This is a genomic window from Nocardiopsis sp. ATB16-24 (assembly GCF_030271535.1).
Classification (GTDB): domain Bacteria; phylum Actinomycetota; class Actinomycetes; order Streptosporangiales; family Streptosporangiaceae; genus Nocardiopsis.
The window spans coordinates 41,263-64,011 of record NZ_JASCXJ010000020.1; the positions used below are offsets into that span (position 1 = coordinate 41,263).

General features: G+C 71.5%; 23 protein-coding genes and 1 pseudogene. 10 read left to right on the forward strand and 14 right to left on the reverse strand.

Translation table 11 applies throughout. The features are described 5' to 3' along the window. Position 1 precedes the first annotated feature (1 nt). Entirely contained in the window at positions 2-1,264 is a 1,263-nt protein-coding gene (locus PFX91_RS19065; RefSeq protein ID WP_285733793.1) for a GNAT family N-acetyltransferase, read from the reverse strand. Between the two features lie 585 nt (positions 1,265-1,849). Between PFX91_RS19065 and PFX91_RS19070 the strand changes: the two genes are divergently transcribed. Beyond that, positions 1,850-2,866 carry an N-acetylglucosamine kinase gene (locus PFX91_RS19070; RefSeq protein WP_285733908.1) on the forward strand — a complete coding sequence of 339 codons (1,017 nt, stop codon included), beginning with the start codon at positions 1,850-1,852 and terminating at the stop codon, positions 2,864-2,866. A gap of 100 nt (positions 2,867-2,966) precedes the next feature. Further along, positions 2,967-3,824 carry a siderophore-interacting protein gene (locus tag PFX91_RS19075; protein WP_285733794.1) on the forward strand — a complete coding sequence of 286 codons (858 nt, stop codon included), beginning with the start codon at positions 2,967-2,969 and terminating at the stop codon, positions 3,822-3,824. 19 nt (positions 3,825-3,843) lie between these two features. Here the strand turns inward: PFX91_RS19075 and PFX91_RS19080 are convergent, their stop codons facing one another. Next, the gene (locus tag PFX91_RS19080; RefSeq protein WP_285733796.1) at positions 3,844-5,202 is read right to left on the reverse strand and encodes a dihydrolipoyl dehydrogenase family protein; all 1,359 of its coding nucleotides are present in this window, start codon (positions 5,200-5,202) and stop codon (positions 3,844-3,846) included. Positions 5,203-5,413: 211 nt separating this feature from the next. On the opposite strand from PFX91_RS19080, the gene PFX91_RS19085 reads away from it, so the two are divergent. Continuing rightward, the gene (locus PFX91_RS19085; protein WP_285733910.1) at positions 5,414-6,046 is read left to right on the forward strand and encodes a trimeric intracellular cation channel family protein; all 633 of its coding nucleotides are present in this window, start codon (positions 5,414-5,416) and stop codon (positions 6,044-6,046) included. A 12-nt stretch (positions 6,047-6,058) separates the two neighbouring features. On the opposite strand, the gene PFX91_RS19090 is transcribed toward PFX91_RS19085, so the two are convergent. Then, complete coding sequence (locus PFX91_RS19090) at positions 6,059-6,997, reverse strand: LysR substrate-binding domain-containing protein (protein ID WP_285733799.1); 939 nt, start codon at positions 6,995-6,997, stop codon at positions 6,059-6,061. Between the two features lie 102 nt (positions 6,998-7,099). Here PFX91_RS19090 and PFX91_RS19095 point away from each other — a divergent pair, with 102 nt between their 5' ends. The 5 genes from PFX91_RS19095 (at position 7,100) to PFX91_RS19115 (ending at position 11,382) form a co-directional block, all read left to right on the forward strand. Beyond that, positions 7,100-8,023, forward strand: coding sequence for a serine/threonine dehydratase (locus PFX91_RS19095; RefSeq protein ID WP_285733801.1), 924 nt, complete (start codon positions 7,100-7,102; stop codon positions 8,021-8,023). Between the two features lie 135 nt (positions 8,024-8,158). Next, positions 8,159-8,830 (forward strand): lysophospholipid acyltransferase family protein, encoded by a 672-nt coding sequence (locus PFX91_RS19100; protein ID WP_285733802.1) that lies wholly within the window; start codon positions 8,159-8,161, stop codon positions 8,828-8,830. A 32-nt stretch (positions 8,831-8,862) separates the two neighbouring features. After that, positions 8,863-9,357: a metallophosphoesterase family protein gene (locus tag PFX91_RS19105; RefSeq protein WP_285733804.1), complete on the forward strand. Its 495-nt coding sequence runs from the start codon at positions 8,863-8,865 to the stop codon at positions 9,355-9,357. A 224-nt stretch (positions 9,358-9,581) separates the two neighbouring features. Further along, the gene (locus PFX91_RS19110) at positions 9,582-10,490 is read left to right on the forward strand and encodes a manganese catalase (protein WP_285733807.1); all 909 of its coding nucleotides are present in this window, start codon (positions 9,582-9,584) and stop codon (positions 10,488-10,490) included. 142 nt (positions 10,491-10,632) lie between these two features. Further along, positions 10,633-11,382: a YqjF family protein gene (locus PFX91_RS19115; RefSeq protein ID WP_285733809.1), complete on the forward strand. Its 750-nt coding sequence runs from the start codon at positions 10,633-10,635 to the stop codon at positions 11,380-11,382. A 60-nt stretch (positions 11,383-11,442) separates the two neighbouring features. Here PFX91_RS19115 and PFX91_RS19120 read toward each other — a convergent pair whose 3' ends face one another. From PFX91_RS19120 to PFX91_RS19160, 9 genes are all read right to left on the reverse strand, one after another. Next, entirely contained in the window at positions 11,443-12,480 is a 1,038-nt protein-coding gene (locus PFX91_RS19120) for an NAD(P)-dependent alcohol dehydrogenase (protein ID WP_285733811.1), read from the reverse strand. Positions 12,481-12,568: 88 nt separating this feature from the next. After that, on the reverse strand, positions 12,569-13,129 hold the full coding sequence (locus tag PFX91_RS19125; protein ID WP_285733812.1) for a TIGR03086 family metal-binding protein: 561 nt from the start codon (positions 13,127-13,129) through the stop codon (positions 12,569-12,571). A gap of 153 nt (positions 13,130-13,282) precedes the next feature. Beyond that, entirely contained in the window at positions 13,283-14,770 is a 1,488-nt protein-coding gene (locus PFX91_RS19130; protein ID WP_285733814.1) for an MDR family MFS transporter, read from the reverse strand. A gap of 145 nt (positions 14,771-14,915) precedes the next feature. Then, positions 14,916-15,362 (reverse strand): hypothetical protein, encoded by a 447-nt coding sequence (locus PFX91_RS19135; protein WP_285733816.1) that lies wholly within the window; start codon positions 15,360-15,362, stop codon positions 14,916-14,918. A 180-nt stretch (positions 15,363-15,542) separates the two neighbouring features. Beyond that, a complete protein-coding gene (locus PFX91_RS19140) occupies positions 15,543-16,538 on the reverse strand; it encodes a hypothetical protein (RefSeq protein ID WP_285733818.1) in 996 nt (331 codons plus the stop codon). Between the two features lie 73 nt (positions 16,539-16,611). Then, positions 16,612-18,099: an aminopeptidase P family protein gene (locus PFX91_RS19145; RefSeq protein WP_285733820.1), complete on the reverse strand. Its 1,488-nt coding sequence runs from the start codon at positions 18,097-18,099 to the stop codon at positions 16,612-16,614. 149 nt (positions 18,100-18,248) lie between these two features. Then, positions 18,249-18,728 carry a GNAT family N-acetyltransferase gene (locus PFX91_RS19150; protein WP_285733912.1) on the reverse strand — a complete coding sequence of 160 codons (480 nt, stop codon included), beginning with the start codon at positions 18,726-18,728 and terminating at the stop codon, positions 18,249-18,251. 188 nt (positions 18,729-18,916) lie between these two features. Continuing rightward, positions 18,917-19,135, reverse strand: a complete 219-nt coding sequence (locus tag PFX91_RS19155; RefSeq protein WP_285733822.1) for a DUF3099 domain-containing protein — start codon at positions 19,133-19,135, stop codon at positions 18,917-18,919. 11 nt (positions 19,136-19,146) lie between these two features. Further along, positions 19,147-20,127 (reverse strand): oxygenase MpaB family protein, encoded by a 981-nt coding sequence (locus PFX91_RS19160; RefSeq protein WP_285733824.1) that lies wholly within the window; start codon positions 20,125-20,127, stop codon positions 19,147-19,149. Between the two features lie 204 nt (positions 20,128-20,331). Here PFX91_RS19160 and PFX91_RS19165 point away from each other — a divergent pair, with 204 nt between their 5' ends. Continuing rightward, complete coding sequence (locus tag PFX91_RS19165) at positions 20,332-21,054, forward strand: nuclear transport factor 2 family protein (protein ID WP_285733825.1); 723 nt, start codon at positions 20,332-20,334, stop codon at positions 21,052-21,054. 83 nt (positions 21,055-21,137) lie between these two features. Here the strand turns inward: PFX91_RS19165 and PFX91_RS19170 are convergent. Continuing rightward, positions 21,138-21,810: pseudogene (locus PFX91_RS19170) on the reverse strand (response regulator). Further along, the gene (locus PFX91_RS23180; protein WP_352231705.1) at positions 21,807-22,121 is read right to left on the reverse strand and encodes a sensor histidine kinase; all 315 of its coding nucleotides are present in this window, start codon (positions 22,119-22,121) and stop codon (positions 21,807-21,809) included. Before PFX91_RS23180 ends, PFX91_RS19170 begins: the two are co-directional and overlap by 4 nt. A 107-nt stretch (positions 22,122-22,228) precedes the next feature. Here PFX91_RS23180 and PFX91_RS23185 point away from each other — a divergent pair, with 107 nt between their 5' ends. Next, entirely contained in the window at positions 22,229-22,495 is a 267-nt protein-coding gene (locus PFX91_RS23185) for a hypothetical protein (protein ID WP_352231706.1), read from the forward strand. Positions 22,496-22,749 lie beyond the last annotated feature (254 nt).

A 22,749-nucleotide genomic window follows, 5' to 3' on the forward strand; every position in this document is an offset into this window, starting at 1 on the left:
GTCAAAAGATCAGCCCGCAGAACGGCGCCCGGGCGCGGTGCAGGGCCCGGTCCAGGCGCTCCACCGCGCCCGGGGTGTGCTCGGTGAGCAGTCCCGCGCGCAGGTGACCGTCCAGTGTGGTCTGGCCGAGGTAGGCCGCCCCCAGGTGGGCGGCGTCCAGGCTGAGGTCGGGGTCGGCGTCGGTGGCCTCCACCCGGGCGCCTCCGGTGTCCGCCTTGACGTGCCAGCGTCCGGCGTTCCACGGCGCGTACCCGTCGGTGACCTCCAGGACCGCTTCGAAGGGAACGGAGTAGGAGCGCTCGGCCAGGGCTCCGGGCACGTCCACCAGCCGCAGCCACAAGGAGGTGTACAACGTGGGCGCCGCTCGATCGGGGTCCAGGAGCAGGTGGCGCAGCGGGTCGTCCAGGGCCAGGAACTCGAAGGAGACCTTGCCGACGAGGTCGCGCCCGAACAGGTGCTCGTACAGGGCGGTCCAGGCGGCCGGGGTGGTGGCGGTGATCTCCTTGACGTGCACCTCGCCGTGCGCGCCGTCCTGTTCCCGTTCACCGCGGGTGCGGTAGAGCGCGTAACCCAGCGGGCCCCGTGGTCCGCCGACCACCACGGCCCGCAACGGCCCCCTGCCCTCGCGTGCCCCGGGCACGTCGCGTAGGACGCGGTCCCACCAGTGCGCGGCGCGTTGGAACTGGCCCACCTGGACGGCGGCGACCTCGCGGTGCACCCGTTCCAGGTCGGGGCGGACCTGTCCGGGGTCCGCCAGGCGGACGCGAAGGTCCGGGTCGCGGGGGGCGTCGGGCCGAAGGGCGGTGTGGGGCGCTCGTACGAAGGTCTCCATCTCGGTGGCCGCCCGACCGTAGCCGAAGCGGCCGTAGATGGCGCCCTCGGACGCCCACAGCGCGGCGTACCTGTCTCCGCGCGCGTGGACGTCGGCGAGTTGACGGCGCATCATCGCGCTGAGGATGCCCCGGCGCCGATGGGTGGGCCACACCCCCACACCGGTCACGCCGGTGACCGCACGGGGACCGCCGGGCATCGTCATCTCGAAGGCGAAGCCGTTGACCGTCCCCACGACCTCGTCGCCGTCCACGGCCACCAGGACACGGTCGTAGCCCTCGGCGTCCATGAAGGGGCGGACGAGGTGCTCGCGCTCCTCGGGTCGCTCCGGTATCAGCAGGGCCTCGTTGACGACGCGCATCACCTCGGTGTACTCGTCGCGGTCGGTTCCCCGTACGACCCAGTCGGCGCCGGGGTCGGGAGTGATCGTCATCTGTCGTTCCTTCGTCGGTGGCACGGTGACGGCGCCCGGTGGTCCGGTGCGCCGTGGCGGCCGAAAGACCACGCCGCACGAGGGTGGGCGTGGGGTGTGCTCGGCGGTGTCCGGCGCGGCGACGACTCCGAGGGCCTACTCCGCGCGCGGCCCCGCCCAGGTGGTCGGGGGCGAGCGGCGTCGGGGACGAGCGGTACCCGGATGGACGGCGTCCGTGGACCCGCCCGGGCGTCGGCGGCCGGTGTTCGGAGGTCGGCCGGGGAAGGAAGGGCGTCGGCTCCTCGTGGACCTCCACGACGCCGGGGGACCCCTCCCGCGCGGTTCCCGGGCCCGCGCACGCGACATGGCGCCCCGGAGGGCTCGTCCTGTCGCACGTCCGCCATGGGCAGACCCTTTCATTCGCGCTCGGGTGGACGCCACTGTTTTTCGCCCTCCTCTCGGCGTGCGGCGCCCCTTCGTCGGAGCGGGTGAGTAACCTGCTTCTTCCCGGGGCACCTTTCCTCTGTGACACGTACTACTACCTCTTCTTCCCGGGCCCGGTCCGACTCCTCCGACCACGACGGTCGGGACGGATTCGTGGTGGGGGTGGACGCCGGGGGGACCACCACACGGGCACTGGTGACCACGTTGTCAGGAGAACGGGTCGGCGAGGCCAGGGCCGAGGGTTGCAACCCCAACGCCCACGGTGCGCGGACGGCCGCGGAGCGGCTCTCCGAGGCGGTCGGCCTGGCCTTGGACCAGGCCGACGCCCGCGCCCGCCGAAGCGTCGCCGCCGCCGTGGTCGGTCTGGCCGGGGTCTCCTCCCTGCGGGAGAAGGACGTGCGCGACCGGATGGTACGCGCGCTGATCGACGCGGGCCTGCCTGCCGGATGCGGGGTGTTCACCGGCGACGACGAGGTCGCCTTCGCCTCGGGGACCCCCGCGGCCGACGGCACGGTACTGATCGCCGGTACCGGGGCGATCGCCACCCGCATCGAAGGGCGCGAGCGGGCCCGTTCGGCCGACGGGATGGGCTGGTTGATCGGCGACGAGGGCTCCGGGGTCTGGATGGGCCACCAGGCGGCTCGGGAGACGGCGCGGCAGCTGTCCCGGGGCGGAGAACTCAGCCCGCTGGCGCGTGCGGTGTCCGAACGCGTCCTCTCCGGGCACGGGTCGGCGCACGGCCGAGGCCGCCCGCCCGAGGAGCACGCCCGCGACTTCGCCCGCGCCCTGACCGCCGCGGCCCCGGTCGCACTCGCCGAGCTCGCCCCCTTGGTCAGTCAGGCCCACGAACTGGGGGATCCGGCGGCCGGGGTGATCGTGGAGGCCGCCGCCGGGCACCTGGCGCGCTCGGTGCATCAGGTGCGCAGTCCCGGCGAGAGACTGCCCGTGGTCCTGGTGGGCGGGGTCCTGGCCGGGTCGGAGCCGGTGCGCGCCGCGCTCACGCGCAAGCTCGCGCTGGGGGCGGCCAGGTCCACGATCACCATGGCCGGGTGCACGGCGGGCGGCGCGGCCTGGCTGGCGGCGTTGCGCACGGGGGTCCACGAACAGGACCACCGGTTGCACTCGGCGTTCACCCGCCCCGAGCAAAGCCCCGAACAGGATCGTCCCGACGCGGCCTGAAAAGGGCTCCCACCTCGGCGTGGTCTTGCCCTTTACCTCCCCTTACCCTACGGTGTGCCTTACTTAGGGTTGGCTAACCTGACCCGAATGAGGAGGCTTCGTGGCGCAGCAGAGGGAACGTGGGAGCAGGACCGTCCACACCGGCCGGGTGGAGAGCGTCGAGTGGCTCACGCCGCACATGATCCGGGTCGTGCTCGGTGGGGAGGGCCTGTCCGCCTTCGCCACCCGTGGGCACACCGACAGCTACGTCAAACTGCTCTTTCCGCCGCCCGCCCCCGGCGACCCCGAGTCCTTCGACCTGGACCGGTTCCGCGCCGAGCGACCCCGCCAGGAGTGGCCGGTCACCCGCACCTACACCGTGCGATCCTGGGACCCCGAGGCCCTGCGACTCACCCTCGATTTCGTCCACCACGGAGACAAGGGCCTGGCCGCCGTGTGGGCCGCCGCCGCCCGGCCCGGCGACCGGGTCCGGCTGCTGGGTCCGGGCGGAGGCTACTCCCCCGACCCCGAGGCCGACTGGCACCTCCTGGCCGGTGACGAGAGCGCCCTGCCCGCCATCGCCGCCGCCGTGGAACGGCTCGCCCCCCACGCCCTCGCCCACGTGTTCGTGGAGGTCGAAGGCCCTGAGGAGGAGATCGAACTCGCCGGCGGCCAGAACGTGCACGTGCGGTGGCTGCACCGTGGGGATCGGCCCGTGGGATCGCTCCTGGTGCCGGCCGTTCGCTCCCTGGACTTCCCCGAGGGCGGGGTCCACGCCTTCGTGCACGGAGAGGCCGCCTTCGTCCGTGACCTGCGCCGTCTGTTGCGCGTCGAGCACGGCCTTCCCAAGGAGCGGTTGTCGATCTCGGGTTACTGGAGGTCGGGTCGTGACGAGGACGGCTGGCAGGCCTCCAAGGCCGCGTGGAACCAGAGCGTGGAGGCCGAGGAGGCCAAGGCCCTGGCCGCGTCCGGGGGCTGAGGCCGAAAGCGTACCGGTCTCACAGGGCGAGCCGGTCCACGGCGATGAGGTAGGCCTCGTTGAAGGTCGGGAACTGTGGGATCGTGTCGCCAAGGGCCGCGACCGGCAGGCCGGTACGGATGGCGAGCGCGGCGGTGTGGATCCACTCACCGGCCATCGGCCCGAACGCCCACGCGCCCACGAGCACCCCCCGTTCGCGGTCGGCCACCAGGCCGAGGGTGCCGCGTGGTTCGGTCTCATGGGTCCAGGGCCGGACCAGGGTCTCGGGCAGGTCCACCTCGGCGGTGACGGTGTCGATGCCCTGGTCCCTGGCCTGCTCCTCGGTGAGGCCCACGCCCGCGATCTCGGGGTGGGAGAAGACCACGCGCGGCACGGCGGTGTAGTCGGCCCTACGAGCACGGCCCAGGATGCCGTCGACGACCATGCGCCCCTGGTACTTGGCCACGTGGGTGAACATCGCCTTCGCGGTCACGTCGCCGACTCCCCACAACCCCGGTGCGGCCTGGCAGTGCTCGTCGACCAGGAGGGCGCCGTGGTCCGTCCGCACGCCCATCTCCTCCAGTCCGAGTCCGCGGGTGCGGGGACGACGTCCGGTGGCGAGCACCACCACGTCGGCGCGCACCCGCCCACCGTCGTCCAGGGTGGCCTGGACCTCCTCGCCGTTCTGGACCACGGAGGAGACCTCGGTGTCCAGGCGCACGGTGATGCCGTCCCGTGCGAACTGGTCACCGACCAAAGAGCTCAGCCGGGGCTCCTCCCGGTCCATCAGGCGGGGACCGCGTTGGACGAGGGTCACCCGCGAACCCATCCGGGCCAGGAACTGCCCCAGTTCCACGCCCACGGCGCTGCCGCCGACCACGATCGCCCGTTCGGGGATCCGGGTGAGGGAGGTGGCCTCCCGGTTGGTCCACACCACCGAGGCGTCCAGGTCCTCCAATCCCTCGATCGGAGGCCGCACCGCCTCCGAACCGGTGGCCACCACCACATGATCGGCGGTGATCTGGGTGCCTTCCGCCTCCACGCGCCACGGATCGCGGCCGGTCAGACGCGCCCCTCCCTTGAGCACCAGGGCTCCTCGTCTCCGATACCCTTCGATCTGCTCGGAGTCGTCCAGGTGACGGATCATCTGGTCGCGATAGGCTCGCAGCCCCGGCCAGTCCAGGTCCGGACGGGTGACCCCGGCCGCGTCCTCGGCCTCCCTGCGCACCGCGGGGGGACGCAGCAGCACCTTGGTGGGGACGCAGGCCCAGTAACCGCACTCACCGCCGATGAGCTCACGCTCGACCACCGCCACGTCCCTGCCCGCGGAGAGCAACCGCTCCGCGACGGTCTCACCGCCCGGCCCCATACCGATGACCACCACGTCCCTGTGCCGCATACGCCCTCATTCCGCCCGTTTCCCGTTCGCCTCCGATGTTCTCCATCGCCCGACCACGGGGAAGGGCCGACACGCCGTCGGCGATCCCAGGAGGGCCCGGCGCGTTCTCGGACGGGTCGCGTCGTGGGGTGCCCGGCCCGAGGGAGGCCGTGGTGCAATGACCGGTCGGGATCCGGTCGAACGGAAGGAACCGCCGCCCCGGCACATGCCCATGTCCACCAAGACGCTGATCATCATCCTCGACCTCATCGGCATCCTCGCCTTCGCCATCGACGGGGCGCTGACCGCCATTCGGACCGCACGCGTGGACATCGTCGGTGTCATGGTCCTGGGCCTGGTGACCGCTCTGGGGGGCGGCATCATACGGGACCTGCTGCTCGGGGTGACCCCCGAGACCTTCCAGGACTGGCGCTACATCTGCACCGCCCTGTTGGGCGCCACCGTCGCCTTCTTCCTCAGCCGCCAACTCACCCACCTGGCCAAGCCCATCCTGATCTTCGACGCGGCGGGGTTGAGTCTGTTCGCGGTGATCGGTGTGACCAAGGCCCTGGAGCTGGGCTTCGGCCCCTTGCAGGCCACCCTTCTGGGCGTCCTGACGGGTGTGGGCGGCGGAACCATCCGCGACGTGCTGCTCAACCGGGTCCCCACCGTGCTCAGCTCGAACTCGCACCTGTACGCGATCCCGGCCCTGATCGGCGCGGGTCTGGTCGCCCTGGCCTACACCGTCGGTCTGACCTGGGGCTGGATCTCCGTGGTGGGGGCGGTCCTGTGCTTCACCGTGCGGCTGCTGGCCCTGATGTACCGCTGGAGCGCGCCCACCCCGCCGGGCGCCTCGCCGCTGTGAGGATCGGTGCCCTCAGCCGCCTCCGGCGGCCCGTCCCCCGGAGGCGCCCGGTTCCAACGCCCGACTCGCGACACCGCGCAGAACGGCGACCATGGCGGGGACCGGTTCCGGCGGCCGGGGGCGGTGTACGGCGTAGATCTCGCGGGCCAGTCGGACGTCGCGCAGGGGGCGGCTCACCCAGCCTCCCGCGCGGGCCGCGCCCAGGATGCTGAGAGGGATCAGGGCCAGGCCCACACCGGCCTCGATGAGGGCCAGGGCCACCTCGTAGTCCCGGGTCTCGTAGACCACGTCCACACGCACCCCGGCGGCAGCGGCGGCGCTCTCCAGACTGACGCGGTTGTGGATGCCCGGGGCTCCGCATATCCACTCCTGTCCGGCCAGCTCGGCCAGGGACGGGTCGTGGTCGGTGATCGGGTGGCCGGTGGGGGCCACCACCATCAACGGGTCCACCAGGACGCGTTCACGGTGCAGACCCCCCGCCCGGGGCAGGGGAACGCCGGGGTAGCGGTGGGTCAGCAGCAGATCCAGCTCTCCGGAGGTGACCAGGTCGTACCCGCCGGGAGGCTCGATGTCGGCCAGGGACACCCGCACCTGAGGGTGTTGGTTCCCGAAGGCGGCGAGGGTGGCGGGCAGCAGGACCTTGCCCGCGCTGGCGAAGGCGCCCAGGGACAGCCGTTCGGGCGAGGCCCCCGACAGGGCGCGCACGGCGGCCTCGGCGTCGCGCAGCTCTCCCAGCACCCGCTCGCCGTAGCCCAGAAGGACCCTGCCCGCCTCGGTGAGGGTGGTGCCGGTGCGATGACGTTCGACCAGACGGCAGCCGACCTCCCCTTCGAGTTTGGTGAGCTGCTGGGACAGGGCGGGCGGGGTGAAGGAGAGTCGTTCGGCCGCCGCCGCGATCGACCCGGCGTGCGCGATCTCCACCAGCACGCGCAGCCGGTTGGCGTCCAGCATCGAACCCACCACCTTGGCACAAATAAGGGTACAAACTTTTACTTAAGTATCTTTAGCAGTCTTAACTTTAAGTTAATACCCAGTAGCGGCACAGTGGTATCCATGAGCCCCAAGACAGCGCACGTCGCACTCACGGCCACCGACGTCCGTGCGGCCGCCGAACGCATCGCCCCCTACGCCCGCCGCACCCCGGTCCTGCACACCGAGGTCGACGGACGGCCGCTGACGCTCAAGCTCGAACACCTACAGCGCACGGGTGCCTTCAAGCTGCGCGGGGCGCTCAACGCACTGCTGGGCGGCCCCGACACCGACCGCGTGATCACCGCCTCCGGCGGCAACCACGGGCTCGGAGTGGCGACCGCGGCCCGGATGCTCGGCGTCCAGGCCACGGTCTACGTTCCCCAGACCGTTCCCCAGGCCAAGGCGGCGCCGTTGGCGGCCACCGGTGCCGAGATCGTCCGGGTCGGCGAGCACTACGCCGTGGCCGCCGAGGCGGCCAGGGAACGCGCCGAGAGCGAAGGGGTGCGTTACCTGCACGCCTTCGACGATCCGCTCGTCGTCGCCGGCCAGGGCACGATCGGCCTGGAGATCGCCACCGACGCTCCCGAGTGCGACACCGTCGCGGTCGCGGTGGGCGGTGGCGGGCTGGTCGCCGGGGTGCGTCTGGGTGCGCAGGGTCGCCGGGTGGTGGGGGTGGAGCCCGAGGGCTGCCAGAGCATGCACTCCGCGCTGGCCGCGGGCCGCCCCGTGCAGGGCCCCGTGGAGTCGGTGGCCTCCTCCGCCCTGGGCGCCGCCGCCCTGGGCCGGGTGCCCTTCGAGGTGCTGAGCGCCCATCCGGTGACGCCGGCGCTGGTCGACGACGCCGAGATCGTCCAGGCCCAGGACCGTCTGTGGGAGGAGTTCCGCATCGCCACGGAGCCGGCCGCGGCCGTACCCTTCGCGGCCTGGCTCGCGGGACGCGTTCCCGGCGAGCGTCCTTGTGTGGTGGTGTGCGGGGCCAACGCCGAATGGCGCCGCACGGACTGACCGCGGCCGCCGCCCGTGGGGCCCCTCGTCCCCACCGGGTGAGCCGGCGCACCTTCTGAGCACTCCGATCCGTGGTTACCCACCGGTCGCCCTTACATTGGACTGCGTCATCCGGCCATTGGTGAGGGAGAACTCGTGCTCTACGGTGCGTTGCGGCAAACGGCCTCGGTCCTGGCCCGTACCTTGTGCCGCCCGACCGTCCAGGGCCGGGAGAACATCCCCAAGACCGGTGCGGTACTGCTCGCCAGCAACCACCTGTCGTTCGTGGACAGTGTGGTCATCCCCCTGTCGGTGACACAGCGCCGGGTGCGTTTCCTGGCCAAGTCCGACTACTTCGAGGGCCGCGGCCTCAAGGGCGGCCTCACCCGCGCACTGTTCACCTCGTTGGGGGCCATGCCGGTGCAACGGGCCGACGCACGGGGAGCCATGCTGTCCCTGGAGATGATGCTGGACCGGCTGCGCGAGGGCGAGGCCTGCGTGATCTACCCCGAGGGCACCCGTTCCCGTGACGGCCGCCTGTACCGGGGCCGTACCGGCGTGGGCCTGTTGGCGATGGAGTCCAAGGCACCGGTCGTGCCGGTGGCCCTCAGCGGCACCCAACACGTGCAGCCCATCGGCGCGTCCATGCCGCGTCCCCGCCCCTTCACCATCCGCTTCGGCGAGCCGATGGACTTCTCCACCGGTTACGATCACCTGGCCCCGGGCAAGGCCCGCAGGATGATCACCGACCGCGTCATGGACGCCATCCACCGGATGTCGGGGCAGGAGCGGGTGGACGGATACAACACCATCGGCGGTGAAGGCTGAGCGAGGGGCCCTCGGGCGCCTAGGCTGGAGCCATGCGTGTGCTGATCATGTCCGACACCCACATGCCGCGCCGCGCCCGTGATCTGCCCGAACAGGTGTGGCGTGAGGTCGATCGGGCCGACGTCGTGATCCACGCCGGGGACTGGTGCGACCTGGAGGGCTTCGAGCGCCTGTCGGCGCGCGCACGGCGTCTGGTCGGTGTGCACGGCAACAACGACGGGCCCGAACTGCGCGCACGGCTGCCCGAGACCGCCCGTGTCACGCTCGGCGGCGTGCGTTTCGCGGTCGTGCACGAGACCGGGGACAGCCGGGGCCGCGAAAGGCGCTGCGAGCGGCGCTTCGGCGACTGCGACGTGGTGGTGTTCGGACACTCGCACATTCCCTGGGACACCGTCTCCCCCTCCGGGCTCCGTCTCCTCAACCCGGGTTCCCCCACGGACCGGCGCCGCCGGCCCCACCACACCTACATGACCGCCGTGGCCGAAAACGGGCACCTGCGCGAGGTCGAACTCCATCGGGTGGAGTGAGCGCCCGCGTGCCGCCCGGGCGGCACGCGGCTACGACACCGACGCCGTCGGCACGTCACCTCCTCCGCCGGTTCCGCACCGCCCCTTCGTCCGGTACCGCTCGTCTTCAGGGTGGTCATAGCGCTGTCCAATTCTGTTCCAAGCGTGCTTGCCGCCCGTGCCCTGGGGTAGCGACCGCCAGGACGACCGGCGTCCGTGATCACATCCCCCGGTGAGGCGAGAGAATGTTCCGACACACCAAGCGGTTGCAGTTCGAGGCCAAGCCCGAGGCTCCCGACGCCCACTACGCGATGAAGCTCCAAGAGCTCATCGGCGGCGCCTACGGCGAGATGACCGTCACCATGCAGTACCTGTTCCAGGGATGGAACTGCCGCATCGAGGGCAAGTACAAGGACCTGATCATGGACGTGGCCACCGAGGAGATCGGCCACGTCGAGATGCTCGCCACGATGGTGGCGCGGCTGCTGGAGGGCGCGCCCTCCACCACCGTGGCCAAGGCGGTCGAGGACCCGGCGGTGGCGGCCATCGTGGGCGGCATGGACCCGCAGCAGGCCATCGTCTCCGGAGGCGGGGCCATGCTCACCGACGCCAGGGGCACCCCGTGGAACGGCAAGTTCATCGTGGCCAGCGGGAACCTGTTGGCGGACTTTCGCGCCAATGTCGCCGCCGAGGCCCAGGGCAGACTACAGACCGCGCGCCTGTACAACATGACCGACGACCCCGGGGTCAAGGCGATGCTCCAGTTCAACCTGGCCCGGGACACCGTCCACCAGAACATGTGGCTGGCCGCCATCGAGGAACTTCAGGAGGACGGCGTCGAGGGCGAGATCGCCCCCGACGCGCTGTTCGACGAGGAGAACCAGGAACACGCCAACACGATCTGGGGCCTGTCCGACGGCACGGAGGCCTCCCGGGCCCACTGGGCCACCCGGGGGACCGGGCCCGACGGTCGGCACGAGCTGCGTTACCTCGACCAGCCCGATCCTCTGGGCGGACCGGCCAGCGCTCCACCGCCGGACCCCGAGCTGTACGCCTCCTTCAACGGCCAGGGGGGTCAGGGCTCGACCAAGGGGGCCTCGAAGGCCACCAAGCGCGAAGGCGTCATGGGCAAGCTCAAGGACACCCTGGAATAGCCCTCGGTGGACGAGCGCCCTCCTCCGCCCTCGGAGAACACCGGGTGGAGGAGGGCTTGCGCGCGAGATCCTCCCCATGGCCTCCCTTTCCACCCTTTCCGCAGGAGATCCGGTGCGAGGGCCTACGACGGACCCGACACGTTTGCTTCCTCCCGCAGATCCTCCTCCCCTGCCCGGGCCCCCGCTGCTCCGGCAGGGGTGGCGCGACGCCGTCTTCGCGCACTGGTCGATCCCACCCGCGCGCGCCGCGTCGTTGCTGCCCGCGCACACACGGCCCGACACCCTCGACGGCCTCACCTACGTCGGCCTCGTGGCCTTCCGTGTCCCCTTCACCGAGGCCGCGGGGATCCCCGTCGGAGGGTTCGACGAGGTCAACGTGCGACTGTACTCGGTGGACCCCCACGGTCGCCGGGGTGTGGTCTTCCTTTCCATGGACGCCGATGCGGCGCACGGCGTCCTGGCGGCCCGGGCCCTGACGGGGCTGCCCTACATGTGGTCGGACGTCAGCATGCGCGGTGTCGACGACGTCCACGCGGGTTCCGTGCGCCGCCGTCTGCCCGGGGGCGGCGCACGGGGTCGTTGGCGACTGACCGTGGGCGAACGGCTGGACCGCGTGTCGAGGCTGGAGCGCTTCGTCACCGCCCGCTGGGGCCTGCACACCCGCCACGCCGCCAACACGTGGTGGATCCGGGTCGAGCACCGGCCCTGGCCGTTGCACCGTGTGCGTTCCTGGTCCTACGAGGGCGACCTGCTGCGGGCCGCGGGCGTGCCCGTCGACGACCGCGAACCGGTCTCCGTGCTGTGGTCGCCCGGAGTGGACACCGAGGTGAGCCCCTCCTTGGTGACCGCGTCGCGTGCCCGGGCCCTGCGGTCTCGGCGGCTCGGCGCGTGACGGCGTTTCGAAGGCCGACACGACGTTCGCCCGGCGGGTGGGAGGCGGCGTCGATGCCGGTCAGCCGGCGTTGGGTTCGAGTACGGCCCGGGTCCCCGGCAGTCGTCCCTGGTCGAGGTCGTCGAAGGCGTCCAGGGCGGCGTCCAACGAGTACGTCCTGGTCCTTTGACGCACCCTGCCCATCGCGGCCAGGTGCATGAGCTCCTCCAGGTCGTTGTAGCTGCCCACCAGGTTGCCGACGACGGAGATCTCGCGGGAGATCAGATCGATCGTGGGCACGTCGAGCGCGCCACCGTAACCGATGACGAAGTAGGACCCGCCGTCGCGGGTCATGGTCACGCCCTCCTTCTCGGTGCCGTCCTCACCGACGAAGTCCAGCACCACCCGTGCGCCCTTGCCCTCGGTGATGTCGGTGACCGCCTCGACCTGGGAGCCGTCGGCCAGGACCGTGTGCGCCGCACCGAGTTCCTCGGCCACGCGCAGGGCCTCCGGCGAACGGTCCACGACGGTGAGCTCCGCGGGGCTGAGCGCGGTGAACACCTGGATCCCGATGTGGCCCAGTCCTCCGGCGCCGACCAGGACGGCGTGAGCGCCCGGGTACAGCAACGGAACGGCCCTGCGCACGGCGTGGTAGGCGGTGAGTCCGGCGTCGGCGAGCGCGGCCACCTCCACGGGCTCCAGGCCGTCGGCGAGTCTGACGCAGGAGCGGGCGGTGGTGCGCAGCAGTCCGGCCATGCCTCCGTCGGCGTCGATGCCGGGGAAGGAGGAGTTCTCACAGTGGACGTCGTCGCCCGCACGGCAGGGACGGCACAGGCCGCACGTCGCCAGCGGGTGCAGGATCACCTTGTCACCGACCAGGACGTTGGTGACGGCCGAGCCGATCTCGACCACGGTCCCGGCGTTCTCGTGTCCCAGGACGTAGGGCAGTGCGACGCCGCTCCTGTCCGCCCACTGGCCCTCGACGATGTGCAGGTCCGTGCGGCACACGCCCGCGGCGTCGACCCGCACCAGGACGTCCAGTGGTCCCCGGATCCGCGGCTCGTCGACCTCGTCGACCGAAGGCCGTCCTCCGTACTCGTGTACCCGTACCGCGCGCATGTCGCCTCCTGAGACCTTGGGACTCCCTGTCAGGCGCACTTTCCGTAACCGCTCCGCCGAAACGTGTCCGCCCGTGCGGGGGCGTGGCTCACGGAGTCCTGCCGGTCAGGGCGATGAGTCGGTCCTGGGTGCCGACGCCGTCCCCGACCCGGACGGGTGCGTCGAACAGCGCCCCGGGCCCCAATCCCTGGGCGCTCGCCCAGGTGTGGACCTCCTTGACCAGGTCGGGGTCGAGTGTCTCGTCCACACCCAGGGCCCGGGCGAGGTCCCAGGCGTGGACCGTCAGGTCGAAGGTCATCTGCCACAGGTAGACCTCCGCGGGCGTGTCACCGAAGGACAGGTGCACCGTGCTCTCCAGGGAGGAGGGGGCGAGCCAGGCGGTGCGGGCCTCACGTGAGGCGACCTCCCAGGTGGTGATGGGCTCCTCTCCGAGGTTGTCGCCCTCGAAGCGGTCCCCGACGTCCTCGACCCGTTCTCCGGCCAGCAGGGGCGGCACCCACAGCTGTTCGGTGGTCAGATGGTTGACCAGGTCGTGTACGTCCCAGTCCCGGCAGGGAGTGGGCAGGGCCCAGTCGGTCATCTTGATCTCGCGGACCCGTCTCCCGAACTCGCCCATCGCGGTGCCGTGCAGGTCGATCAGGTGTGCCATATGCGTCCCCCCGGCGGATATCCGTTCTGCGCGGGCCCCTACCCGGCCCCGCCTCGGGCCGAACCCGTGCTCGGAACCCGCGGCGAGGGGCGGCGGCCGCACACGCGAGGTCCTTCGTGTGCGACCGCGGAAGGTCCTCCACCGTGGGGTTCCTCAGGACGTGGCCGTCGCCGTCGGTGCTCCGGTGTCGGCCTGCACGCGCCGCACGAAGAAGGTCATGGCGAAGGCCACGACCGAGACCGTCGCGCCCACCAGGAAGGCGGCGTGGACGCCGCCCGCCTGGGCGTCGACCTCCGCGAGCCCGTCGGTGAGCAGACCGGCCGAGGTCGCGGACATGATCGCGACGAACGTCGCCGTACCGGCCGCGCCCGCGACCTGCTGCACCGTGCCGACCACGGCGCTGCCGTGCGAGTACAGCCTGGGCTGGAGTGATCCGAGGGCCCCGGTGAGCAGCGGTGTGAACATCAGGCCCAGCCCCAGGCTCAGCGTGACGTGTGCGGCCACGACGAAGCCGACCGGTGTGTGGGCGTCGAGCAGGGTCATGCTCCACAGCACCACGGAGACCACCGCCGCGCCGGGGATGACCAGGGGGCGCGGCCCCACCCGGTCGTAGAGACGTCCGACGAACGGGGCGAGCAGGCCCATGGCCAGGCCGCCGGGCAGGAGGGTGAGTCCGGTGACGAGCGTGTCGTGGCCCAGGACGTTCTGCATGTAGACCGGCAGCAGGATGAGGACGCCGAACAGGGCCATGAAGCTGATCACGACCAGGCCGATCGAGACGGAGAACTGCGTGGAGGCGAACACGCGCAGGTCGAGCAGGGCGCGGTCTCGGCGTTGGAGGCGGAGTTGGCGCCACACGAACAGCACCAGGGCGGCGGTGCCGACGCCGATCGCGGCCAGGGGCGGGACCACGGCGGCGGCCTCCCCCTCCCCCAGACCCGAGAAGCCGTAGACCAGTCCGCCGAAGGCCACCGCCGACAACGGCAGGGAGGGCACGTCGATGCTCGCCGCACGTGGTTCGGTGACGTTGCGGATGAAGAACGCGCCCAGGGCCAGCCCCAGGAGCGCGATGGGAAGCACGAGCCCGAACATCCACCGCCAGTCGAGCACGCTGAGGATGAGTCCGGCCAGGGTGGGGCCGACGGCGGGCGCGACGGACATGACGATGGAGATGTTGCCCATGGTGCGCCCACGGCGTTCGGTCGGAACGATGTTCAGCACGGTCGTCATGAGCAGCGGCATCATGATCGCCGTTCCCATCGCCTGGACCACGCGTCCCAGGAGCAGGAAGGCGAAATCGGGCGCCAGGAAGCACAGGAGCGTGCCGAGGCTGAACAGCGTCATCGCCGTGACGAAGACCTGCCGGACGTGGAAGCGTTGGAGCAGGTATCCGGTGGCCGGGATCACCACCGCCATGACGAGCATGAAGGCCGAGGTCAGCCACTGACCGGTGGAGACGGAGATGCCCAGGTCCCGGTTGAGCTGCGGCAGGGCCACGCCCATGATCGTCTCGTTCAAGATCACGATAAAGGCCGAGACCAGCAGTAGCGGGATGAGGAGGCGAGGGGCGCGGGCGCCGTCTCCGTCGTGCTGCGGGACCGAACCGCCGTCGGTCGTGGTGGGGGTGGGCTGCCCTGTCACAGGTGTCCTCTGATCATGGTTTTCCGACAGGTTCGCCCGGGGGCACGCGAACCTCTACGAGCAGATCCAACGTCCCCGGCCCCCTACTCGTTCCCCAGATCGGGGTGTTGTGGGACATAGCCTCCCGTTCGGGAGCGGGCGCCCCTCAGTCGCGGGCGGCGGACGCCGACCCCCGGCAGGCCGCCCTGGCCAGGGTGAGCGCGCAGGCGTCCTCGATGAGGCCGCCGACCCATGCGGGGCGGCCTCCGTCGCTCCAGTAACCGCGCCACTTCACACCCGCTGCGGCGCCCAGAGGGGCGACGGCAGCCGCGACCACGGTGGCGGGAACGACCGGTGCGCCCAAGGCTCGGGCGAGGAGGGCTCCGCCGGTGCCCGCGCTGAGGATTCTGCTCGTCAGCATCGGCCAGGCCAGTCTGCTGGGGATGCCCGGAGCCTTGTCCCCGGAGAACTCGCCCAGGTAGGCCAGCGCCATGAGCGCGCGCTTACCGCCCCCGGAGGAGGCCCACAGCGGGGCGCTCCCCAGCGTGCCACGCGACCCCGTGGCCAGGCCCAGCAGTGCGGCGCGGACCGCGCCCGATGCCGTCGTCCCCATGTCCCTTCCCCCTTCTCCCGGGCCGATCGTCCACGGCCCCTGCTGTCCGGTTATCCGGATCCGGTCGGGCGAAACGTCGCCACGGCGAAGGCGCGGCCCCCTGCCATGGGCACCCGTCGTCCGAACGGACGGCTCACGCCGTGGCGACGGCGACGACCCGCCGGGGCTTTCCGGGGGTCCTCACAGGTCCACGCGCAGCGCGTGCACGCCCTCGACGGTGGAGACGACGACGGTTCCGTCGGCGGTCGCGACCATGTCGTGCAGCCCGTGGGCTCCGGTCCAGGGGATCTCGACGGTCGGCCGGTCCGGCCCGTCCAGGAAGCGGAAGAACAGACGGAAGGGGCGATCGCCCCCGGTGAGGTGACCGCCGCCCTCCTGGGCGAACACCGCGACGGGGAGCCCCGCCCACTCGGTCAGGTCGCTCACGGTACGGCCTGGGACGCGTCCCAGGCCGGCCACCGGTTCCAGTCCGGGGAGGGCGTACACCCTCCCCGACACGACCATCAGGGGCCGGCCTCCGACGACCGCGGCCACGGTCTCCTCCCCGCCGTCGCACTCGATCTCGGCGATCCGCCGCCCGTCCGACGACCGGTACACGCGCCGGCAGGCGTCCTCCACCTCGTCCATGAGGAAGTCGTCGACGCGGACCCGCTGCACGGGAACGATCAGATACCCACCGGCCAGGACCAGTCTCTCCCGTGTCAGATGGTGGGCCCGGAAGCCATCACCCAGACCGGGCACGGCGGCACCCGTGTCGAGGTCCACGGCCCACCACGCGTGTTCGTTCCCCGGCTCCTCGTCCAGGACGAACACCGTGGACCTGCCACCGACGGCGCCCACCACCAAGCCGGTGGGATCCCCACGCCACCCCTCCCTTCCCCGCAAAGGAACCCGCCTGAGAGGGGAGCCCGTGCGGGGGTCCAGGAGCATCAGCGCCCCGGGCACCGCGTGAACCACCACGGGTGCGGATCGGAGCCCGACCGGCGAGGCCAGGCAGGCCGCTCCCTCCACGTCGAAGGCGGGGCCGAGAGGTTCCAGCGTGGCCGCGTCGAAGGCGCGCGCACGACCCGCGTATCCGGCCTCCTCGCCCACGTGCCCCTGGGCCAGCAGGACTCCGTTCCTGGTGGACAGCCCGGTCCACCTCTCGAAGCCGTCCCACGACCGTGTCACCTCCACCGTCCGTCCCCCTCCCCCGCGCATGGCGACGGGGCCGCCCCGGGGCGGCCCCGTGTCGCTCCTTTGAGAAGGGTCAGCGCGGCAGGTGTTCGGCCAGCCAGGCCTCCACGTCGGCGGAGGTGCGCGGCAGGCCCTCCGACATCACGCGGTTGCCGTCCTCGGTGACCAGCACGTCGTCCTCGATGCGCACGCCGATGCCGCGCAGCTCCTCGGGGACGGTGAGGTCGTCGGGCTGGAAGTACAGGCCCGGCTCGACCGTCAGGACCATGCCCGGCTTCAGTTCGCCGTACAGGTGCACCTCCTGGCGGGACACCGCGCAGTCGTGCACGTCCATGCCGAGCATGTGTCCGGTGCCGTGCAGGCTGTAGCGGCGCTGTAGGCCCAGTTCCAGGACACGGTCGAGAGGGCCCTCCAGCAGGCCCCACGCGATCAGCCCCTCGGCCAGCACCCTCTGGGCGGCCTCGTGGTAGTCCGTGAAGGGCCGCCCCGGGGCCACGGCGGCGATACCGGCCTCCTGCGCGGCGTAGACCAGGTCGTAGACCCTGCGCTGGACGTCGGTGAAGGTGCCCGACACCGGCATGGTGCGCGTGACGTCGGCGGTGTACAGGGTGGTGGTCTCCACGCCCGCGTCCAGCAGCAGCAGGTCGCCCTCACGGACGGGCCCGTCGTTGCGGGTCCAGTGCAGGGTGGTGGCGTTGGGGCCCGAGGCGGCGATGGTGCCGTAGCCGACGTCGTTGCCCTCCACCCGGGCGCGTAGGAAGAACGTGCCCTCGACGTAGCGCTCGGAGGTGTCCTTGGCCTGCGGAAGCGCCTTGACGACGTCGTTGAAGCCGCGCACGGTGGCGTCCACGGCCAGCTGAAGCTGGGCGATCTCCCACTCGTCCTTGACCAGGCGGTGGTCGGCCAGGGTGACGGCCAGTTCCTCGTCGAGCCGGGCGGACTCGGTACGCGACTCCTCGTCGGTGTCGGCGCGCAGCTCGTCGACCAGGGCGTCGATCCCGGCGTCGTGGCCGCGCACGAGGCGAACGGGGGCCCCGCCCGAGCGCAGCGCGTCGGTCAGGGTGGTCACGTCGGCGGTGTCCACACCGAGCAGGTCGGCCGCCTCCGCGAGGCTGTTGCGGCGGCCGGTCCACAGCTCGCCGTAGGCACCCAGCCAGAACTCGCCGTTGTCACGGTTGGAGCGGGGCTTGAGGTAGAGGACGACGTCGTGGCCCTCGCCGTTGGGGGTGAACACCAGGCATCCGCCGTCGGAGGTGTCACCGGTGAGGTAGGCGTAGTTCGTGGCGGCCCGGAAGGGGTACTCGGTGTCGTTGGAGCGGGTGAGGAGCCTTCCCGCCGGGATCACCAGACGCTCTCCCGGGAAGGCCGCGCTGATCGCGGCGCGCCGGCGTGCGGTGTGCTCGGCCTGCTCGATGGGCTTCAGGTCCCGCCGCTCGGTGTCGGCCCAGCCGGTGGTCATCCAGGCGGCGAGCTCGGCGGAGACGGTCTGCGCCTGCCCGTTCTTGCGTGGACTGAACACGGGGGCGTTCGTCTCGTCCTGGGGGCGCTGCTGCTCGCTCACGTCGTGCTCTCCTCATCACGTTCGTCGGCGCGACCGCCGATGGCGGCCTCGGCCCTCCATCGTACGGGCAACGTCGAACAAGGGACCGTCACACGGCCATAGCCACCCCCATAACGTCTCGGAGGTCGATGTGGTGTCGGTGAGGCCTCTCAGCGAAGGTCGTGGGCGAAGGGGATGGCGGACGCATAGGGGAGTTCGTCGATGTCGGCGGGGTCGACCGGTCGGTAGCCGATCCGCTCGTACAGGGCCACCGCCTCGGGCTGTGACGGGCCGGTGAACAGAAGGACCTTGCTGTAGCCGAGGTCGCGTGCGGCCTCCTCCAGCGCGGTCATCACCTTGCGGGCCAGGCCGCGGCGACGGTGTCGGCCCGAGGTCCAGATCCGCTTGAACTCCGCGGTCTCGACCATGGCCGCGCGGTCCTTCTTGTAGGGACGCACGGCTCCTCCCGCGACGATCTCCCCGTCGAGTTCGGCCAGCACGATCCTTCCGTGGGGGGCGGTGAACTCACTCACCGGGTAGCGCGCCATCTCGTCGGCCGCGCCCTCGGCGCCGTAGCGCTTGGTGTACTCCTCCAGTAGTCCGGCGAGCAGTCCCGCCACCCTGGGGTCGTCGTGGTGTACGCGCAGCATGCGGACGTCGTCGGTCCGTGTGTCCGTCCTGTCCTGCGCCCCGGTGTGCGTCACCGTGTCTCCCCGCCTGTGCGTCGCCCCGGACCGACCGTCGTTCGGTGCCCGATTCCGCGGGAATACTACGCCTCGCATCGTCGAACGCACCACGCGGGTGCGCCGCGTTCCGCGGCTCTTCGCGCGAGACCCTCTCAGTCGGCGTTGGGTCCGTACCGGTTGTCGCGGTCCTGCGGGTCCCTGGGATCGCCGAGGGTGCCCAGGGTGACCGCGACGGGAGGCAGGAGCGCGGCCACCGCGCACATGGCCACCGCCCATCCGGTACCGAACAGGTAGTAGACGGGCAGGGAGCCCGCGAACAGGATCAGGCAGGTTCCCATGACGAGGCCGTACTGGCGCACGCGGCGCTTCAACGAAAGCCCCCTTACCTGTGGGTGCTCTCCACGCTACCCGCACTTCCGTCGGGGCCGCCCGCCTTCCCCGCGACAGACGCGGGGGCGTGCGCGAACCGCGTGGAGGGCGTTTGGAAGAGGGTGCGGGCGCGCATGGCCCCGGACCCGTTCTCGATCGAGTACCCCGCCTCCAGCAGGCGCCGGCGGGCCTCCTGTGCGCTGCGTACGGTGGCCTCGTCGAAGACGAGGTTGTAGTACCGCTCGGGTACCCGGTTCAGGGCGGTGCGCAGTGCCCGCAGCGAGGCCGTGGCCGCCGCGTCGGGCACCTGGGGCAGGACTCCGTAGGCGCGACGCGCCCACGCGGGCAGGGTGGCGTAGGCCAGGGCGCCCACCGGGAACCACAGTGGTTTGAGCGGGGCCAGCCAGGACAGGTGGTCGGGCACCTTGGGCCACAGCAGGAACCGCACCGCCTGGCGTGCCTCGGGCGTCACTCGCAGGGAGGGCCGCACCGAGGTCAGGTACCGGCGCAGCCCGGCGACGTCGCGCGGCACGTCCTGGCGCGACAGGCCCACGTAGGTGGCGGTGTGCGACTGCTCGTCGACGTAGCGGTCCCTCTCCCCCACGGTCAGCGCCACCCCCGCACGGTGGGCGGTCTCCAGGTAGGAGGAGATCTCGGCGCAGTGCACCCACACCAGCAGGTCACGCCGATCCACGCGGTGACGGTCGCCCGTGGCCGGATCGGTGAAGGAGAGACGACGGTGCACCCGTCGGACCCGTTCACCGAGGGCGTCGGCCTCCGCGGGGCTGCCGTAGGTGGTGACGGCCACGAAGTGCGCGGTGCGCATCAGCCGTCCGGTGGGGTCGGAACGAAAGTCCGAACGCTGCCACACGCCCTGCATGGCCACCGGATGCAGTGCCTGGAGCATCAGGGCGCGCACCCCCGCCACCCACATCGACCGGTCCAGGTGGATCTTCCAGGTGACGCTCTCAGGGGCGGCGACGGTCGGCTGCACCCGGACCTCCCGTGGTCTGCGAGGGGATCGCATCGCGTGTCGGACTCCGCTCCCACCCTACGTCCGGCCGCACCGACCGCGAAGGGGCCCACGGCAAGGTGATCCATGACCGGCCTTTGAGCGAATCGGGGAAGGAGGGAGGAGCAGGCTGGAGGATGAGGCCGCCCGTACCGAGGACGGCTCCGGGCAGGAAGGAGCCGAGAGATGTCCATCCCGACACAGGCCCACGCGCCCTTCGACATCGCCCGCTACACCCGTGCGGTGGAGGCGGCCGACATCGACACCGTGATGGCCCAGTACAGCGACGACGCCGAACTGGAGGTGTTCGACCAGCGCACCCCGCCCAGCGCACCGACGGTTCTGCACGGCAGGGACGAGATCGGCGCCGTCCTACGGGAGATCTTCTCCCGCGACATGACCCATGAGGTGATCCGGTCGGTGTCCGACGGAACGCGCTTCGCCTACACCGAGCAGTGCACCTACCCCGCGGGGAACAAGGTCATGAACATGACCATGCTGGACCTGAGGGACGGTCGTATCGCACACCAGTCCATGGTGCAGGCCTGGGACGAGGAGGCACAGAACACCCTCCAGGTGTCCGGGTTCGACGAGCCCGCCAAGAGCGAGGAGTTCGAGAAGGGACGCATCGACGTCCTCCGCATCGGGGGTCAGGGGGTCATGCGCATGATCCTGCGGCCCGGATGGCGCTGGACCGAGCACCTGTCCGCCTCCATGGGGACGGACCTGTGCATGAGGACCCACTGCGCCTACCTGGTCTCGGGCAGCCTGCACTGCCGTATGGAGGACGGGACCGAACGTGAGATCCGGGCGGGCGAGGTCTTCTTCGTTCCGCCGGGACACGACGCCTGGGTCGTGGGCGAGGAGACCGTGGAACTGATCGACTGGCGCGCGCCCAACGAGTACTGAGCATCCACGTCGAGGCGGCGACGGGTCCGCGTGCCAAGGGACGCGGACCCGTCGCCGCGCGGGTGCGTGCCCCGTCTCCGTTCTCAGACGGCACGGTCGCGTAGGTAGGCCAGGACCGCGCGGACGCGGCGGTGCCCCCTTCGTCCGGCGGCAGGTCGAGCTTGGCCAGGATGTTGCCCACGTGCTCGCCGACCGCGGCGTCGCCGACCACGAGCCGGCGGGAGATCGCCCCGTTGGAGTGTCCCTCGGCCATCAGGGCGAGCACCTCACGCTCACGGGGGGTCAGACGTCTGAGCGGATCGGCCCGGCGGCGCAGGAGCCGGCGGACCACCTCGGGATCGACGAAGGTGGCGCCCTCCGCCACTTGGCGCAACACGGACGCGAACTCGCGGACGTCTCCCACCCTCTGTTCGAGCAGGTAGCCCACGCCTCGACCATCAGCGGAGTCGAGCAGGTCGGTGGCGTAGCTCAGCTCGACGTACTGGCTGAGCGCCACCACCGCCAGTCCCGGGTGGTCACGGCGCAGCCGCACGGCGGCGCGCAACCCCTCGTCGGTGAGGTCGGGGGCATGCGGATGTCGGTGACCACCAGTCGCGGCCCGTGCTCGGCGACCGCCTCCACAAGCGCCTCGCCGTCGCCGACCGAGGCCACCACGGCGAATCCGAAGCGTTCCAGGATCCCGACCAGGCCCTCCCTGAGCAGGACGCCGTCCTCGGCCGGCACGGTGGGGACCGGGTCGGACCCGCCCGGGTTCACGTCAACGGTGTCGGAGGAATCGGTCCGTACGGCAGCTCCACTCGGATTCGGGTCGGTCCGCCCTCGGGGCTGGAGAGCTCCGTTGTGCCGCCCATCACCGCGACCCGGTCCTGGAGTCCGGTGAGTCCCGTGCCGCGGGCGGGGTCCGCTCCGCCGGGACCGTGGTCGGTGACCTCCACCACGAGGGCGTCGGGCCTTCCTTGTGGGCCGGGGAGGGTGTCGGCGCGCACGGTCACGCCGGGGGCCTCGGTGTGCTTGTGGACGTTGGTGAGGGCCTCGGAGACCACGAGGAAGACGGGCACCAGCAGCACCGTGTAGGCGATCTCCCTCCAGGTGACCGCCTCGGTGTAGCGGGTGCGGATCCAGCCCCACAGCCCTGGCGGTGGGGGGGTGGTGACCGCTGGGGAGTGGTCCGCGCGTGACGAGGAGGAGACGTCGGCGTTCCAACGCCCCCAGGGTCAGCGCGATGAGCGGGGTGCCGACCGCGACGAGTACGAGTCCGACCGTGAACGCCGCCGCCATGGGCAGGGGGGACTGTTCTCGCCACGGTCCGCTGACGGGGTTTCCCACGGACATGATCCAGGGAAGGGAGAGCGGCAGGACCACCACCGTCAGGGCCAGGCCGATGACCATGGTGTTGGCGTTGTGGGCCAGGGCCCGCCACGGCCACGCCGTCAACAGGTAGTACGGGGCGAGCAAGGCTCCGACGAGGGTTCGCGACCTGTCCGGGGGTCCTGGGGCGGGTGCCCCGAAGACCCTTCACGGGATGTCGGGGGTGGGGGTCCCCCGGCCTGGGGAAACGCTTCTACGGTGTCCATGCCCTCACGGTGGGCGGGTCCGGGACGCGGGAGAATCGGCCGGGCCACCCGGTCGGTGGTGGGGTCCTCCCCACCTTCGAGGCGCCTTCGGTGAGTGAGCCTGCGGGCGCCCTTCGCAGTT

What these genes read in the sequence shown, in the direction of transcription:
- PFX91_RS19065 (WP_285733793.1), bottom strand. Translation starts at nt 1,264, where the DNA reads ATGACGATCACTCCCGACCCCGGCGCCGACTGGGTCGTACGGGGAACC.
- PFX91_RS19080 (WP_285733796.1), bottom strand. Translation starts at nt 5,202, where the DNA reads ATGCGGCACAGGGACGTGGTGGTCATCGGTATGGGGCCGGGCGGTGAG.
- PFX91_RS19085 (WP_285733910.1), top strand. Translation starts at nt 5,414, where the DNA reads ATGTCCACCAAGACGCTGATCATCATCCTCGACCTCATCGGCATCCTC.
- PFX91_RS19090 (WP_285733799.1), bottom strand. Translation starts at nt 6,997, where the DNA reads ATGCTGGACGCCAACCGGCTGCGCGTGCTGGTGGAGATCGCGCACGCC.
- PFX91_RS19095 (WP_285733801.1), top strand. Translation starts at nt 7,100, where the DNA reads ATGAGCCCCAAGACAGCGCACGTCGCACTCACGGCCACCGACGTCCGT.
- PFX91_RS19105 (WP_285733804.1), top strand. Translation starts at nt 8,863, where the DNA reads ATGCGTGTGCTGATCATGTCCGACACCCACATGCCGCGCCGCGCCCGT.
- PFX91_RS19110 (WP_285733807.1), top strand. Translation starts at nt 9,582, where the DNA reads ATGTTCCGACACACCAAGCGGTTGCAGTTCGAGGCCAAGCCCGAGGCT.
- PFX91_RS19120 (WP_285733811.1), bottom strand. Translation starts at nt 12,480, where the DNA reads ATGCGCGCGGTACGGGTACACGAGTACGGAGGACGGCCTTCGGTCGAC.
- PFX91_RS19125 (WP_285733812.1), bottom strand. Translation starts at nt 13,129, where the DNA reads ATGGCACACCTGATCGACCTGCACGGCACCGCGATGGGCGAGTTCGGG.
- PFX91_RS19135 (WP_285733816.1), bottom strand. Translation starts at nt 15,362, where the DNA reads ATGGGGACGACGGCATCGGGCGCGGTCCGCGCCGCACTGCTGGGCCTG.
- PFX91_RS19150 (WP_285733912.1), bottom strand. Translation starts at nt 18,728, where the DNA reads ATGCTGCGCGTACACCACGACGACCCCAGGGTGGCGGGACTGCTCGCC.
- PFX91_RS19165 (WP_285733825.1), top strand. Translation starts at nt 20,332, where the DNA reads ATGTCCATCCCGACACAGGCCCACGCGCCCTTCGACATCGCCCGCTAC.